The sequence below is a fragment of the Flavobacterium aurantiibacter genome, assembly GCF_002251775.1.
Lineage (GTDB): Bacteria > Bacteroidota > Bacteroidia > Flavobacteriales > Flavobacteriaceae > Flavobacterium > Flavobacterium aurantiibacter.
This window is the reverse complement of sequence record NZ_NOXX01000215.1, coordinates 95,179-109,784: the sequence shown is the minus strand read 5'-3', so window position 1 is coordinate 109,784 and position 14,606 is coordinate 95,179. Positions and strand designations below refer to the sequence as shown.

General features: G+C 41.5%; 13 protein-coding genes. 7 read left to right on the top strand and 6 right to left on the bottom strand.

The genetic code is table 11. The features are described from left to right. Positions 1 to 29 precede the first annotated feature (29 nt). The gene (locus CHX27_RS12500; RefSeq protein ID WP_094487110.1) at positions 30 to 566 is read left to right on the top strand and encodes a hypothetical protein; all 537 of its coding nucleotides are present in this window, start codon (positions 30 to 32) and stop codon (positions 564 to 566) included. A 220-nt stretch (positions 567 to 786) separates the two neighbouring features. On the opposite strand, the gene CHX27_RS12495 is transcribed toward CHX27_RS12500, so the two are convergent. Both CHX27_RS12495 and CHX27_RS12485 read right to left on the bottom strand, forming a co-directional pair. Then, positions 787 to 1,092, bottom strand: coding sequence for a hypothetical protein (locus CHX27_RS12495; protein WP_243389001.1), 306 nt, complete (start codon positions 1,090 to 1,092; stop codon positions 787 to 789). Positions 1,093 to 1,350: 258 nt separating this feature from the next. After that, the gene (locus CHX27_RS12485; RefSeq protein ID WP_094487108.1) at positions 1,351 to 3,519 is read right to left on the bottom strand and encodes a carboxy terminal-processing peptidase; all 2,169 of its coding nucleotides are present in this window, start codon (positions 3,517 to 3,519) and stop codon (positions 1,351 to 1,353) included. 221 nt (positions 3,520 to 3,740) lie between these two features. Between CHX27_RS12485 and surE the strand changes: the two genes are divergently transcribed. The 5 genes from surE to CHX27_RS12460 all read left to right on the top strand — a co-directional run bounded on the left by surE (position 3,741) and on the right by CHX27_RS12460 (position 8,969). Beyond that, positions 3,741 to 4,523 (top strand): 5'/3'-nucleotidase SurE, encoded by a 783-nt coding sequence (gene surE, locus CHX27_RS12480; protein ID WP_094487107.1) that lies wholly within the window; start codon positions 3,741 to 3,743, stop codon positions 4,521 to 4,523. Further along, a complete protein-coding gene (locus CHX27_RS12475; RefSeq protein ID WP_094487106.1) occupies positions 4,516 to 4,791 on the top strand; it encodes a hypothetical protein in 276 nt (91 codons plus the stop codon). Before surE ends, CHX27_RS12475 begins: the two co-directional genes overlap by 8 nt. Before the next feature lies 1 nt (position 4,792). Further along, positions 4,793 to 5,914: a lipid-A-disaccharide synthase gene (gene lpxB / locus CHX27_RS12470; RefSeq protein ID WP_094487105.1), complete on the top strand. Its 1,122-nt coding sequence runs from the start codon at positions 4,793 to 4,795 to the stop codon at positions 5,912 to 5,914. Positions 5,915 to 6,066: 152 nt separating this feature from the next. Next, positions 6,067 to 6,786: a C40 family peptidase gene (locus CHX27_RS12465; protein ID WP_094487104.1), complete on the top strand. Its 720-nt coding sequence runs from the start codon at positions 6,067 to 6,069 to the stop codon at positions 6,784 to 6,786. Positions 6,787 to 6,974: 188 nt separating this feature from the next. Further along, positions 6,975 to 8,969 (top strand): ComEC/Rec2 family competence protein, encoded by a 1,995-nt coding sequence (locus tag CHX27_RS12460; RefSeq protein ID WP_094487103.1) that lies wholly within the window; start codon positions 6,975 to 6,977, stop codon positions 8,967 to 8,969. Between the two features lie 49 nt (positions 8,970 to 9,018). Here the strand turns inward: CHX27_RS12460 and CHX27_RS12455 are convergent, their stop codons facing one another. Genes CHX27_RS12455 through CHX27_RS12440 form a run of 4 tightly spaced genes read right to left on the bottom strand, consistent with a single transcriptional unit; the run spans position 9,019 to position 13,130 of the window. Next, positions 9,019 to 9,489: a thioredoxin family protein gene (locus CHX27_RS12455; protein ID WP_094487102.1), complete on the bottom strand. Its 471-nt coding sequence runs from the start codon at positions 9,487 to 9,489 to the stop codon at positions 9,019 to 9,021. A 2-nt stretch (positions 9,490 to 9,491) separates the two neighbouring features. Next, positions 9,492 to 9,944, bottom strand: coding sequence for a thioredoxin family protein (locus CHX27_RS12450; RefSeq protein WP_094487101.1), 453 nt, complete (start codon positions 9,942 to 9,944; stop codon positions 9,492 to 9,494). A 31-nt stretch (positions 9,945 to 9,975) separates the two neighbouring features. Beyond that, the gene (locus tag CHX27_RS12445; protein ID WP_094487100.1) at positions 9,976 to 11,472 is read right to left on the bottom strand and encodes a peptide MFS transporter; all 1,497 of its coding nucleotides are present in this window, start codon (positions 11,470 to 11,472) and stop codon (positions 9,976 to 9,978) included. Further along, positions 11,472 to 13,130 carry a peptide MFS transporter gene (locus tag CHX27_RS12440; RefSeq protein ID WP_094487099.1) on the bottom strand — a complete coding sequence of 553 codons (1,659 nt, stop codon included), beginning with the start codon at positions 13,128 to 13,130 and terminating at the stop codon, positions 11,472 to 11,474. Before CHX27_RS12440 ends, CHX27_RS12445 begins: the two co-directional genes overlap by 1 nt. 148 nt (positions 13,131 to 13,278) lie before the next feature. On the opposite strand from CHX27_RS12440, the gene CHX27_RS12435 reads away from it, so the two are divergent. Next, positions 13,279 to 14,250: a DUF3050 domain-containing protein gene (locus CHX27_RS12435; RefSeq protein WP_094487098.1), complete on the top strand. Its 972-nt coding sequence runs from the start codon at positions 13,279 to 13,281 to the stop codon at positions 14,248 to 14,250. Positions 14,251 to 14,606 lie beyond the last annotated feature (356 nt).

Below are 14,606 nucleotides of genomic sequence, written 5' to 3'. Positions count from 1 at the left end.
TAAATCAGGTATAAATATACGGAATATATTTGGATAACTCAAAGATTTTATTTACGGCCTTGTTCCTAACGGGAGCATTTGCCAACGCACAACAAAACGGCGGTTCTTCGCCGGTAGATTCGCTCTCGGTACAACGCGATTCTACGATGGTACTTAAAGAAAATTACAACCAGATTAATACCGAAGCGGCACTCGAAGCTCAAAAGCGGGCCGAGGAAGCGCAAGAACGTGCTGAAAAGGCACAACGCGAAACCGAGAAAAATCTAAAGAAAATCGCTAAAGAACAGCGAAAGACCGAAAAGGCACAAAAAGCACTGGAAAAACGTCAGAATAAGATTGCGGACGCTGAAAGTGAAATTAGAAAGATTAATCGACGTATCGAAAACGAGCAGGAAGATTTGGCTAAACTCGAAGAAAAGCTGCAACGTGTACGCGAGAAAAGCAATTCTTCGAACGAAGACGTTTTGAAAATGGAGCAAAAACGCAACAAACAACAAATACGTGTGAACGATCTGAAAATTAAACTCGAAAAGAAAGAGAAAAGCCTGCAAAAGCTTCGCAATTAATCGAGCTGTTTTTTTGCTATTTGGGCGTGCCCCCGCTATTTAGTGGAAATACATACAGCGGGGTCGGTTGCGCTGCTGCAATAATAAAACCGCCACTGCTTTGCTACTATTTTTTTACAAATGGGCTTCCGCTGGTCGCCAGTTGTAAAAAGTAGCAACAGCGCTGGCGGTTTCACTATTTCCGCGTTGCCACCTCATGCGGGCAATCATTGTCCTGAAATCAGTTTCCGGCGAATGGCGAGTTGAAAATACCGACGGCTAGTTCGGCCCAAATCAGTATAAACACGATTAGTACAATAAATCCTACCAAAATTCGCTGCCCTTTTTTGTGGACGAAACGGTACAAGATTTCCAGAAAAAGCCAAAAACCGAGAAGTATGCCGGCCATGGCAAGGAAATCGGTTGCAGTCCAGTAAATTTCGTCGGTAAATTGCATTAAGATGAGCGGTAAACACAGAAACGCAACGATAAGTACAACGATAGAGAACGCGCGTTTTGGGAAACTCATTTGAGGTGATTTATTCATGATGATTTTTGTGTTACGTTTTTCCTGCGTTAAGGACAGCAGCGGTATAAATTGCGGGCAAAAGGGTTTTGGTACCGACAAGGGAAAGCGACCAACGGAAGCTTGCCCTAGCGTTGTACCAAAGGCTTTTGACCAAATTTATATCAGCGAATGGCCTGACGGCAAAAATAGCAAACCGCAGTAGTGAACGGGCATAAACTTTTATACGGTTCGTGTACTACTGCGGTTAGCTGTTTTGCCGGAACGCCCAGAAAAAAATTACGATTTAATTGCTTTTTCTTTCTTCTTTACGTTTACCACGGGCTTGGTTCCCGACACGTTGTTTAAATCGCTCAAAACGTTGAGCGCTTCTTCCATGTACGCATCTTTTTGAAGTTGCTCGTGCCAACGGTTGCGTTTTTCTTTCAGAATACTGTCTTTTTCGATTTGCGCCAACTCGTAAGGCAACGATTTATACACGTAGTTGGTTTTGTAATCGTTAATCGACTTGTATCTTTTCGATTCGTTTTCCAGCTGATCTTGCTCTTTTTTAAACTGTTGCAAGTTTAAGCTGTACACCAATTCGTCTTTGCGCTTGCTCAACCATTTGGCATTTTGATCGATAAGCTGAAATTGTTTGCTCGCCGCCACGCGTTTTTTACTGTTTTCGATAGCCGCTTGAATGGCCGTTTTATATGTCGACGTTTTGTAATCGGCGGGTGCAATTTTGTCCCACGCCATGGCATTAGGCATGTCGCGCTCGCCAATTTCGATATAACTGTAGCGATCTGGAATGCTCACATCGCTGCTCACACCTTTTAGTTGCGTAGAGCCGCCGTTAATGCGGTAGAACTTTTGCGTTGTAGTTTTCACCGCACCTAAATCGCCCACCGAGCTGTTTCGAACCAATTGGTTGAGGTCGATTACATTTTGAACTGTTCCTTTTCCGTACGATTGCTTGCTTCCGATAACTACGCCACGACCGTAATCTTGCATCGCAGCAGCCAAAATTTCTGAGGCTGAAGCCGAGAAGTTATTGATCATAAGTACCAGCGGACCGTCCCATTGAACGCGCGAGTCGGTATCGGCTAAAACTTCCTGTTCTTTACCTGCCGATTTCACTTGTACCACCGGACCTTTATCGATAAACAAGCCCGCTATATCAACTACAGTTCGTAAAGAACCTCCGCCGTTATCGCGCAAATCCATGACTAAGCCGTCGATATTTTCTTTTTTCAAACGTTCGATTTCCAACGCAACGTCTTTGGCGGCATCGCGGCGGTCTTTGTTTTCAAAATCAATGTAAAATTTCGGTAAGTGGATGATGCCGTAGCGTTTGCCGTCTTTCTCTACCACGCTCGATTTAGCGTAGGTTTCTTCGATTTCAACCACATCGCGAATGATCGAAATTACTTTAATCGAACCGTCTACTTTTTTCACGGTTAAGCGCACTTCGGTTCCTTTTTTACCTTTAATTTTCTTAACGACATCGTCGAGACGCATGCCCACAACGTCAACGGGTTCGGCAGCGCCTTGTGCCACTTTCATGATCACGTCGCCGGGTTCGAGTTGTTTATCGCGCCAAGCGGGTCCGCCAGAAATAAGTTCTGTAATTTCGGTGAAGTCGTTTTTCTTTTGTAAACGGGCACCAATTCCTTCGAGCGTTCCCGAAATACTGAGGTCGAACTTGTCTTTATCTTCCGGTGCAAAGTAGTTGGTATGCGGATCAAAACCTTCGGCAATAGAATTTACGAAGATGGCAAACCAGTCTTCGCGATTCAAATCTTTCACAAAGCTGAAATAATCGTCGAGCGATTTTTCAGAGCTTTCACGCGTTTCTTTTTCTAAATCGGCATACGATTTTGCTTTGTAGTTCGCATCGGCTTTTGCTTTGTCTTCTTCCAATTTGAGTTTATCGGTTAAAGACGATAAGGTTCCGAGCTTGATTTGTTTTCTCCAACGATCTTTGAGTGCGTTAATCGAATTTGCGTACGGCATTTTCTCGTAATCGGTATCAAAAGTTTCGTTTTCGTCGTAGTTGAACGGTTTTGCGAGCAAATCTTTATAAAACGATTTGCTTTCTTGCATACGTTCCATCAAACGATTGTAGGTGAGATTAAAAAACGTGAGATCTTTATTATTGATTTGATCGTCGATTTCTAGTTCGTACTTTTTAAATTCTTCGATATCCGATGCAAGGAAAAAGCGTTTGGCAGGATCGAGCGCCTCGATGTACTCTTTGTACACGCTTTTGCTGAAATTATCGTCGATGTTTTTCGGATCGTAATGTCCTTTTTGTAAAACAAAAGCCAGCAATTCAAGTAATAATTTGTCTTTCTCATCATTGTTGGACGACTTTGGAAAAAACGACCACAATGCCACGCAAAGCACTAATAGTGCTGCGATTATCTTAAAATTCTTTTTCATAAAATCTATCAGAGTTTTCATCTAAAACAATAACTAAGGTAAGTAAAAACCGTGCCGATACTTTTTGCTGCGCTATAATTTTTTGTTAAACCAATAACTGTTTGGTTTATTGATTGTTAGCGCATTTTGGCGTCAGAAACGAATCGGAAGCTAAATCAGCTTAGTTGCCCCACTAAAATTAGTTATTTTTGGGGTTTGACGCAATGTCTTCGCGTTCGTTACAAATTTAAACAATAGTTGTCATGCAGTCTAGTGAAACAAGCAGGCCTTTAATTCTAGTTACCAACGACGATGGGGTTACCGCACCCGGCATTCGTACGCTCATTTCGGAAATGTGTTTACTTGGCGATGTTTTAGTTGTGGCGCCCGACAAACCACAAAGTGCCACAGGGCATGCAATTACGATCAACAATACACTGTATCTGCAAAAGTTGAGCAACGACGGTAGTTTTGAAGAGTACAGTTGTTCGGGAACGCCGGTAGATTGTGTGAAATTTGCTGTTAATGAAATTTTGCATCGTAAGCCCGATTTATGTGTTTCGGGAATCAACCACGGCAGTAATTCGTCGATCAATGTTATTTATTCGGGAACGATGAGTGCGGCCGTAGAAGCGGGGATCGAAGGTATACCTGCTATTGGATTTTCGCTCAGCGATTACAACTGGGATGCAAATTTTGAGCCGTGCCGACCTTTTGTTCGCAGTATTGCGGCTCAGGTTTTGGCAAACGGTTTACCTAAAGGTGTGGTTTTAAATGTGAACTTTCCGCATCCGGACAAGGAGTTTCTAGGAATAAAGATTTGTAGGCAGGCAAATGCCATGTGGCAAGAAAAGTTCGATAAGCGCGTTTCGCCATTAGGGAAAAGTTATTATTGGCTTACCGGAACCTTTGTAAATTTGGACCAAGGAACCGACACCGACGAGCACGCACTGGAAGCGGGCTACGTTTCGATTGTTCCGACGCAGTTCGATTTAACGGCACATCACGCCATTTCAGAACTTAATACATGGAATTGGAATGAGTAATTGGAAAGAACTATTTATCGGAGCACTTTTAGCACTAGTACTAACAGTAGTAACATCGGTATTGTTTATCTATTTGCTAACACCGTATAGTTATATGCCAGGACTTGAATTGCTATATCAGCAGCATAAGTTGGGAAAACTTATTACCATTTGCAGTATTCCAAACTTGGGACTGTTTTTCTGGTTGATGTACAAAAAACGCGATTTTATAGCGCGTGGAATTGTACTGGGCGCCATTTTACTTACTCTTTTAACTCTGTTCCTGTAAGATGAAATACTACATTATTGCTGGAGAGGCATCGGGCGATTTACACGGTTCGAATTTGATTAAAGAATTGGTGCAGCTCGATGTACAAGCTGAAATTCGCGCATGGGGTGGCGAATTGATGGAAGGTGCGGGAGCGAAGGTGGTGAAAAACTACCGTGACTTAGCATTCATGGGTTTTGCTGAGGTGGTAAAGAATTTGGGAACCATTTTAAAGAATATCGCTTTTTGCAAAAACGACATCGCCGCATTCAAGCCGGATGTTTTGATTTTGATTGACTATCCGGGATTTAATATGCGCATTGCCAAGTGGGCGAAGCAACACGGAATTCGCGTTCATTATTACATTTCGCCACAAATTTGGGCTTGGAAAGAAAATCGGATTAAAGCGATAAAGCGAGATGTGGATCGGATGTTTGTTATTTTACCGTTTGAGAAATCGTTTTACGAAGACAAACATCATTTTAAAGTGGATTACGTCGGACATCCGTTGTTGGATGCGATGGCTCAGCGCAGTTACGACGATTTTGATACCTTCTGCGCCAAGCACCAATTAAACAACAAACCGAAGATTGTTTTCTTACCGGGAAGCAGAAAGCAAGAAATCGAGAAAATGCTTGCACAGATGCTTAAGATGGTGGCGTATTATCCGCAATACGAGTTTGTAATTGCAGGAGCGCCTGGGCAAGAAGCAGCATTTTACAAGAAGTTTATCTCGAATTATCAGGTAAAGCTACTTTTTGGTGTTACATACGATTTGCTGCATCACGCTACCGCCGCCTTGGTAACTTCTGGAACGGCAACTTTAGAAACGGCCTTGTTCAAAGTTCCTGAGGTTGTTTGCTATCGCGGAAGTTTTATTTCCTATCAGATTGCAAAACGCATTTTGACATTGAAATATATTTCGTTGGTGAATTTGATCATGGATCAAGAAATTGTAACCGAATTGATACAAGATCGGTTTAACGAAAAGAATTTGAAGTCGGAGTTAGATCGCTGCTTAGCTTCGGAGCACCGCGCGAAAATGTTGTACGATTACGAGGCATTGATTGCAAAATTGGGGAGTTTCGGTGCGAGTCGACGAACAGCGGAACTGATACTCGCCGATTTGCAAGTTGTTAATTAACAGTTATTAAGATTTTTTCGAATCGAAACTCAGGCAATTATTTCTATTTTTGCCGTCCGAGTAATGTACTACGGCACGAATTTTGCCGTTATGCTCCGACACAGTTTTATTAATAAAGCTAAAGACATCGTCTGAAAAATAAAAAGTAAACTATGACGCGATTGAGATTCTTTTTTCTGATTTCCTTTTTGATGTTCACATTTGTGGGTTCGTCGCAAATTATAACGTCTAAGAAGCAAGCCATGAAAAAAGGCGTTTACCAACCGCGTACAGAAACTACGTCGACCGCTTCAACAAAAACTGCTTCTGAAATGGCTGCAGCGCCAAAGGTCCCTGCCGCGACAAAGCTAGCTCCGGCTCCTAAGCCAACTCCAAAACCCGAAGTTGCGGTTGCAAAGCCAAAACCACAAACAAAGCCTTCGAAAAAGAATATCATCAACGAAGAACCCGATTCTGATCTGGTGTTTCCGTCGTTCACAAATTATTTGGGCAACCAAATGATTAATAATGCGATGGGTTTTCTCGGTGTTCGTTACCGCGGTGGAGGAACAACGCCTGCGGGAATGGATTGCTCGGGCATGGTAACTGCCGTACTTAATATTTTTGATATCAAAATGCCGCGCAGTTCCCACGAGATGGCGCAGGTAGGCGAAAAAGTTGATCTAGCCGATGTACAAGCCGGCGACTTGATTTTTTTCAAAACCAACGGACGAAGCGTCATCAATCACGTGGGTATGGTTGTCGAGATTATCGGCGATGAAATTAAGTTCATTCACTCGTCAACCAATAAAGGCGTTATCATTTCTTCTACAAAAGAGCCTTATTACAAAAGGAGTTTCGTTCAAATAAACAGAATTCCGAACAAAGCGTAAATTTTTTGAAATTTACGGTTTTTCCGTAAAATTATTTTTCCCGACCCTTCTACTTTTACCGTGTTGAAAGAAGTGATTGTTTTCCGAAACATCCAATCTCATGCCACGTAGATAATTAAGTGGAAGGCCTTTGCTGATTTCGACTGGGTTATTTAATTGTAAAAGGAGCTTCGGCTCCTTTTTTTCTCATGAATCAGTTGCAATTTCCTATATCGAAAACAGCGGTTGCGTTCCTTGCCGGAATCGTGCTGGGTTTCTTTTGTGTCATACCGCTGCTGTTTTTAGTTCCGGCGAGTTTGCTGCTTTGTTGGTTTTCGGTCGGGAAGTTTCGAAGTACTTTCGATACGGGCGGTACATTTCGAAGCCTCGCTGTGTACTTGCTGGCACTTTTTTGTGGAGCAATTTGTACGGACTTATACAACCGTAATCAAGTTTCTAATTTTCAATTTAACAAACCTGAACACGTATTAATCAAGCCTTTTGAACGACTACGAAACGGTTCAAACAACAGGCGGTTTTATGCTCAAGTTTATCGTACTAAAGAGAAAACGTATTTAGGAAAGGCAGTTGTATACGTTTCGGAAGCCGATACAGCCGTTGCCATTGGGCGTATCGTACAAGCTTACGGTCGTTTTTCAAAGTTGCAGCCGCCGAGAAATCCAGGAGCTTTTGATTACAAAGCGTATTTGAATCGAAAAGGCATTAGTGCGCAGATTTATTTGAATCGTTGTGCGTACACCACTGCTCGTTCGACCGATTGGAGTATTCGAACCGTTGCCGAATCTTGGCGCACTGTTGCCGAGCAAAATTTAGCGCGCAGCCAATTGTCGGCCGACGTGCAAGCCATGCTTATGGCACTTGTTTTAGGTCAACAACAAGGCATGAGTGAAACCATTACCGAGGAGTATCGGGTTGCCGGTGCCGTTCATATTTTATCGGTAAGTGGTTTGCATATCGGCATTTTGGTACTTTGTATGTATGCGTTTTTGAACAAATTACCCAACACGCCTGTTTGGCGCTTCGGTAAATTACTGACTTTGTTGCTGATTTTGTGGCTGTTTGCTTTTTTAGCAGGTTTCGGTCCGTCGGTCGTACGGTCGGTATTTATGGTGTCCTTTGCTTTGATTGGGAAGTTTATCAATCGCAAAACAAATTCCATTCATACACTTGTTGCTTCGGCAGTGATTTTATTGGCGATTCATCCGGTTTACTTATTCGACGTTGGATTTCAATTGAGTTATTTGTCGTTGCTATCAATTTTAATTCTGCAACCGCGTTTCTCTTCCTTGTTTGCAAGCAGATTTCGAATCGTGAATTACTTTCGTGATTTGATGAGTGTTTCACTCGCAGCACAACTAGGCACTGCACCATTAACAGTACTCTATTTTCATCAGTTTTCGTTTTTATTTTTGATTTCTAATTTGATTTTGATTCCTGTTTTGGGAATAGTTATGATAGCAGCAACAATAGCTGTTTTGATTAGTTTGTTTACGGTGATACCGGACTTTTTCGCCAACATAGTTTCGTTCTTAATTGATAGCATGAACAGCTGCGTAGCCTTTCTATCTGATTTCAGGCAATTGGTTTTTGAGAACGTATCTTTTTCAGGTTGGCAATGTCTGCTAACCTATTTTCTGCTGGTTGTTTTGATCTTGTACATTAGTTCTCGCCATTACAAATATCTCTATGCAATAGGCGTCGTGTTGCTGTGTTTTCAAGTCGGCATTTTAACAGAGAGAATACGTTTATCGGATACGCATACTTTAACAGTTTTGTATCAACGGTCGGAACCCATTTTAATTGAACAAAAGAATGATGTTGCAACTATCTTTACTGCGAAGAGATCTTCGATTGAATCTGTTTTGAATGATTATGTGCGCCAAGCAAAAGTTCGTGATTGGAGTTTCGCTTTGTCGAAGCATTATTTTCGAGTAAACGGAAAGCAATTGGTGTATGTGGACACAAATTTTGTAGATGAATCGCTTCGCAACGCACACATCTTCATTCTAAACAAGGCGGCACGAATCAATGTACAGCGATTGATCGAGCAATACCAGCCGGAGTGTGTGGTGGCTTGCGCCGATGTTCCGCTTTATTTAGAACGAATGTGGAAAGAAAGCTGCAGCGCAAATCGTATTCGTTTTTACAGCGTTCGAGAGTATGGAGCAATTACAATAAAATAAGCCGTATCTCTGTTAAGAAATACGGCTTAGCGCGTATTAATTGATAAAATTACTTCTTTTTGTTGGCTATGATTTGTTCGGCACCCGTAATCCAAGCCGCCGGGCCACCAGCAACGTAACCTGTGCTTCCAAGACGTTCGAGGTTTGCTGTGTTCTTTTTATCGACATCAACAATCCAAACCGTAGGATAACCGCGAACGTTAAATAGCTTTTGCAGATTCATATTCTGCGTTTTAGTATTCTCGTCGAGTGTTTTTCTTCTTGGAAAATCGAGTTCAACTAAAATCACGTTTTTTGCTGCCCAACTTTTAAATTCGGGTGTTTGAAAAACTTCTTTTTGCAATTTAATGCACCAGCCGCACCAGTCTGAACCTGTGAAAAAAAGCATCAAAGGCTTCTTTTTCTTTACGGCAATCGTTGAAGCCTCTTCCATGTTTGTGTACCACTTTAATTCTTGGGCTTGTATGGAAGGCGCGGCAAATAGAAGGCAGATTAGCAGTAACTTAAAAGTGCTTTTCATATTTATTTAATTCGTGCAATCAAATTTTCTGGAGTGTGGTACCCAACGATTGTTTCTTTGATCTCGCCTGCTGGAGAAATAATTACCATTGATGGATAACCGGGAACTTTCAAGAATTGCGCAAACTGATGTTGAGAATTACGACCTTTCTTGTTTGGATCGTAACCCGGATTGGAATAGGTTTCGCCTTTAAAGTTCACTTCGTCGTTTCCTTCTGCGTTGAATTTTACTGCGTAGTATTTTTCATTAATAATAGCTGTTACGCTTGGATCAACGAAGGTGTTTTTATCCAACATTTTACATGGTCCGCACCAAGTGGTGTACACATCCATGAAAATAGGTTTTGGATTTTTTTGTTGCGCAACTAGGGCTTCTTCCAAAGTAAGCCATTTAACATCTTGGCTCATTCCCAAAAATGAGACCATAAGAAAACCGAATAAGAGTATTTTTTTCATACTAACAATTTTACAAAATTCGTGCCTGAAATTATTTTACACTGCCTGTTAATCGCTTTATGTAAGGCGAAAGCAATAATAGTAAAATTCCTGCTAATAATGCATATAATGCCAGCAGCTTGTATTCAGCGGTGTAGACTTGTAGTTTCTCAAAATTCGACATGTTTTTTGCCGATTTTGCGATACCTGCGCCTAAAATTCCAGCCATGTACTGTCCGTACGCACTCGCTAAAAACCACATTCCCATCATCACTCCTTGAATTTTTTCAGGAGCTAATTTTGTTACTGCCGACATTCCGATAGGCGACAAACACAATTCACCGAAAGTAATCACCAACCAACCCAAGGTAAATAATTCAAGAGAAGTAAGTCCGCTCTCTGAAGCGAAGTTCTTACCGAGAAAGAAAATTAGAAATCCGCCTGCTAGAAATAAAAATCCAAACCCAAATTTCGAGGTTGTTGAAGGTTCTAGTTTTCTTGTCGAGAGCCAAACCCAAAACAAACCAACAAGGGTTGCAAAAAGGATAACAAATAATGAATTCGCGGAGTTGTTTACGCCGTTTGGATCGAGTGTGAGACCAAAGAATGTATTGTGCAGATTTTCAGCCGCGTATAAGCTCAGTGAACCACCACTTTGTTCAAAAAATCCCCAGAAAACAATCGAAAACAGGATGAATATCAATGCTGCAATCAATTTTTTGTTTTCAACTAGAGAGAAATTTCGCATTTCATAAAAGAGATATAAAAGTGCAGCTGGACCAATTACTGCCATAAAAATATCGGTGTATTCTGGAACTGATACTAGTGTCATCAGTATCGGAATAGTTACCAAACTTCCCAGAAAAACGCTGACTTCAACCAACCTACGTTTAGACACCGTTAGATGCAATAACGGGCTCATACCGATGGTTCCCAACTTTTTTTGCGTATTGATAAATGTGAGTAAACTGATAATCATTACTACCGCTGCGAAGCTAAAGGCTACATTCCAGCGCAAATGTGTTGGAACATATTCTGAAAAAAGCGATCCGTTTCCAACGGAAATGCATAAATAACCTCCCAAAAGCGCGCCCAGATTGATGCCTGCATAAAAGGCCGAGAAGCCTGCATCGCGCCGAGCATCGCCATCTTTGTAGAGCATTCCTACGATGGTTGTGATGTTGGGTTTGAAAAATCCGGTTCCAATAATTGTAAAGCTGATGCCAAGAAAGAAGAACGATTTTGGATCGATTGCCAAAATGACGCTTCCAGCAATCATTAGCATACCACCCCAAAACAGCGATTTCCGAAAGCCAAGTATTTTATCGGCAAACAAGCCGCCAATAAATGTAAAAGCATAAACGAAAGCTTGCGTGGCGCCGTATTGTAAATTGGCTTTTTCAGTGTCGAGCAGTAGCACGTCGACCATAAAAATAACCAACATTCCGCGCATCCCGTAGAAGCAGAAACGCTCCCACATTTCGCTGAAAAATAGTGGCCAGAGTTGTTTCGGAAACTTACCCTGAAAATCTTGAATAGCTGCTGTCATTATTTTAGTCCTTTTTCGGCCATCACGCGATTGAGTTGACGCAATAAGGCAAACATCATTAACGTAGCAATCATTAATAGACCGAAATTCACCCAGAAGAAATTGGCTTTATCCGGATAAGTGTCCCATAAACTAGCTAAAACGCCGCTTAATTTGTTTCCGATTGATGTCGCAAGAAACCAACCTCCCATCATTAGTGAGGTAATTTTCGGTGGACTCAATTTCGAGACGACCGACAATCCCATCGGACTTAGAAATAATTCGCCAATGGTTATGATGCCGTAATTAGCAATGAGCCACCAAACGCTTACTTTTTCGGCGCCATTCCCACCCGCATTTACCGCAGCAACCATTACTAAGACCGAAAGTGCGGAAATCAGTAATCCGAAAGCGATTTTTGTTGGTGTTCCTGGTTCTTTTCCGCGACCGCGTAACCAAGTGAAAAACGCTACTACCAGCGGCGTGAGTAAAATAACCCAACCCGGATTTATCGACTGGCTTAAGTTGGTTGCCCAAACGCTAATCGTTGCTCCGTCTTGAGGTTTTTTTTCGGCTGCCACATTTCTGAAATAGAGCGGATAAGCAACTTCTTTTTGAACAGCACCATCTACTTTTTGAAGGCGAAATTGTTCGTCGTATTTTTCAATCGTATCTTTTTTGTATTCAAGTTCTTGTGACAGTTTTAAAGAACTAAAGACTGCTTGTGTTGAGCCAGACACTTCACGATCCGTATATCTATCGGCCCAAGTGTTTAAAGCAGAGCCGTTTAGTTTAAAAACAGCCCAAAACAAAATTACCACAGAAAAGATGGCGAGTAGGGCGCCGATGGGTCGCTTGTCTTCTGCTTTAGCGCGAAAATACAGCGAAGCATAAAATGCGACGACGGGAATACACGCAAAAATGAATGCATCTGTTGAGTCGGAGCCAAAAATGTAGCTGTCTGGATTTGTATCTGAGGCAGTTCCCTTCAACAACCAACCGATGATTCCAAAACCAACAGAAGGCAGCAAAATGTACAGTAAAATCTTCGAAAAAGGCATATCGCCCGGTTGTACACCTTTCTTTTGCTCATAGCCGTGGTAGTGTTTACTTCCTAAAACAAAAACCAAAACGCCCACAAACATACCCAGTCCGGCAGCCATAAAAGCCCATTGCCAGCCCAGTGCAATTTTTAAAGCTGCACCAAAGAAGTTACAGACAAAGGCGCCAATATTAATACCCATGTAGAAAATGTTGTATCCTTCATCTTTTTTATCCAAATAGGGCGCTTTGGAATAGAAATTACCGAGTAAAGTCGAAATATTAGGTTTGAAGAAGCCGTTGCCGAGAATTACTAATGTCATGGCAATGTACAAAACCGTAATGTTGTGAACACCCATTAAAAAGTAGCCCACACCCATTAACAAACCGCCGATGATGATTGATTTTTTATAGCCTAAATAACGATCAGCGATGAGTCCGCCTAAAAACGGTGTTAAGAAAACCAAAGCGATGAAAGTTCCGTATAAATCAGATGATTCTTTTTCGGTCATAGCAAAGCCTGCTTCAACGTCTTTGAGGTACAGCGTGAAAATACCGATCATGAGATAATAGCCGAAACGTTCCCACATTTCGGATAAAAACAAATAAGGAAGTGCTTTAGGATGATTTTTCCACATAATGATTAGAGTAAAAACCAAATGTAGTTTTTATTTTGAGAAATTGTAAGTAATCTGCCGATGCAAAAGGTTCTTAACAAGTGGTAAGGAAATTCTAAAGTTTTTAAAAACGATAGAATTAGAATGTAATTTCGCAAAAATTTTGAATATGAACGCCCACGTAGAAAAGTTACAGTTGCAAATTGCTCCGTATCGCGAGCAAATCTTAAATCATTCGCTTTACGCTGAGATGGAAACCTTAGCCGACCTGCGGATTTTTATGCAACACCACGTTTTTGCGGTTTTCGACTTTATGAGTTTGCTGAAAAGTTTGCAACGCGGATTAACTTGCGTGGATCTTCCTTGGATTCCGGTGGGAAATGCCAATACCCGATTTTTAATCAATGAAATTGTTTGTGGCGAAGAATCGGATATCGATGAAAACGGTATTCGCATGAGTCATTTCGAGATGTATTTGAAAGCGATGCGAAATGCGGACGCTGATAGTACAGCTATTAATGCGTTTTTGCAGCAGTTGCAATCGGGCGTTGCAGTACAGAACGTCATTGAACAAGCCGATTTAGCAATAGGCGTCACGAAATTTTTGGACACAACATTTAATTTAATAGCAAGCGGTAATGTACCGTTGCAAGCGGCTGTCTTTACTTTTGGTCGCGAAGATTTAATTCCAAATATGTTTACCTCGCTCCTGCGCGATATGGCCGTGAATTCGCCCGACGCACTGAAATCGTTTGTGTATTACATCGAGCGTCATATTGAAGTTGATGGTGGTCATCACAGTCATTTAGCTTTAGAAATGACTTCGGAATTATGCGGAAGCGATGCTGCTTTATGGGAAGCTGCAACTGCCGCAACTATCGAAGCTTTGAAAGCGCGCATCGGACTTTGGGATGCTGCTCTTGAANCGTTTGTGTATTACATCGAGCGTCATATTGAAGTTGATGGTGGTCATCACAGTCATTTAGCTTTAGAAATGACTTCGGAATTATGCGGAAGCGATGCTGCTTTATGGGAAGCTGCAACTGCCGCAACTATCGAAGCTTTGAAAGCGCGCATCGGACTTTGGGATGCTGCTCTTGAAGCAATTCGTGCAAGTAAGTTAGTTTTTAATCAGGCTTAATCTTTGATTTTTCGGCCGAGCTTCGGACGATTAAGCGTTTAATAGGCAGCTATTTATGCGAGGTAATATTGCAATATTACAAATGAAAAAATGTAAAGTTGAATATCTCGCAAAAAACCATTTTTTTCAAAGAAGACCTTTTCCGTTTCGGACGTGTAGATACCAACCGACGCCGTTGTGCTAGTATTGAGGCAATTCGTGCAAGTAAGTTAGTTTTTAATCAGGCTTAATCTTTGATTTTTTAGTCGGATTTTGCACGATTAAGCGTTTAATAGGCAGTTATTTATAAGAGGTAATATTGCAATATTACAAATGAAAAAATGTAAAGTGTACTAGCTCGTAAAAACCATTTTTTT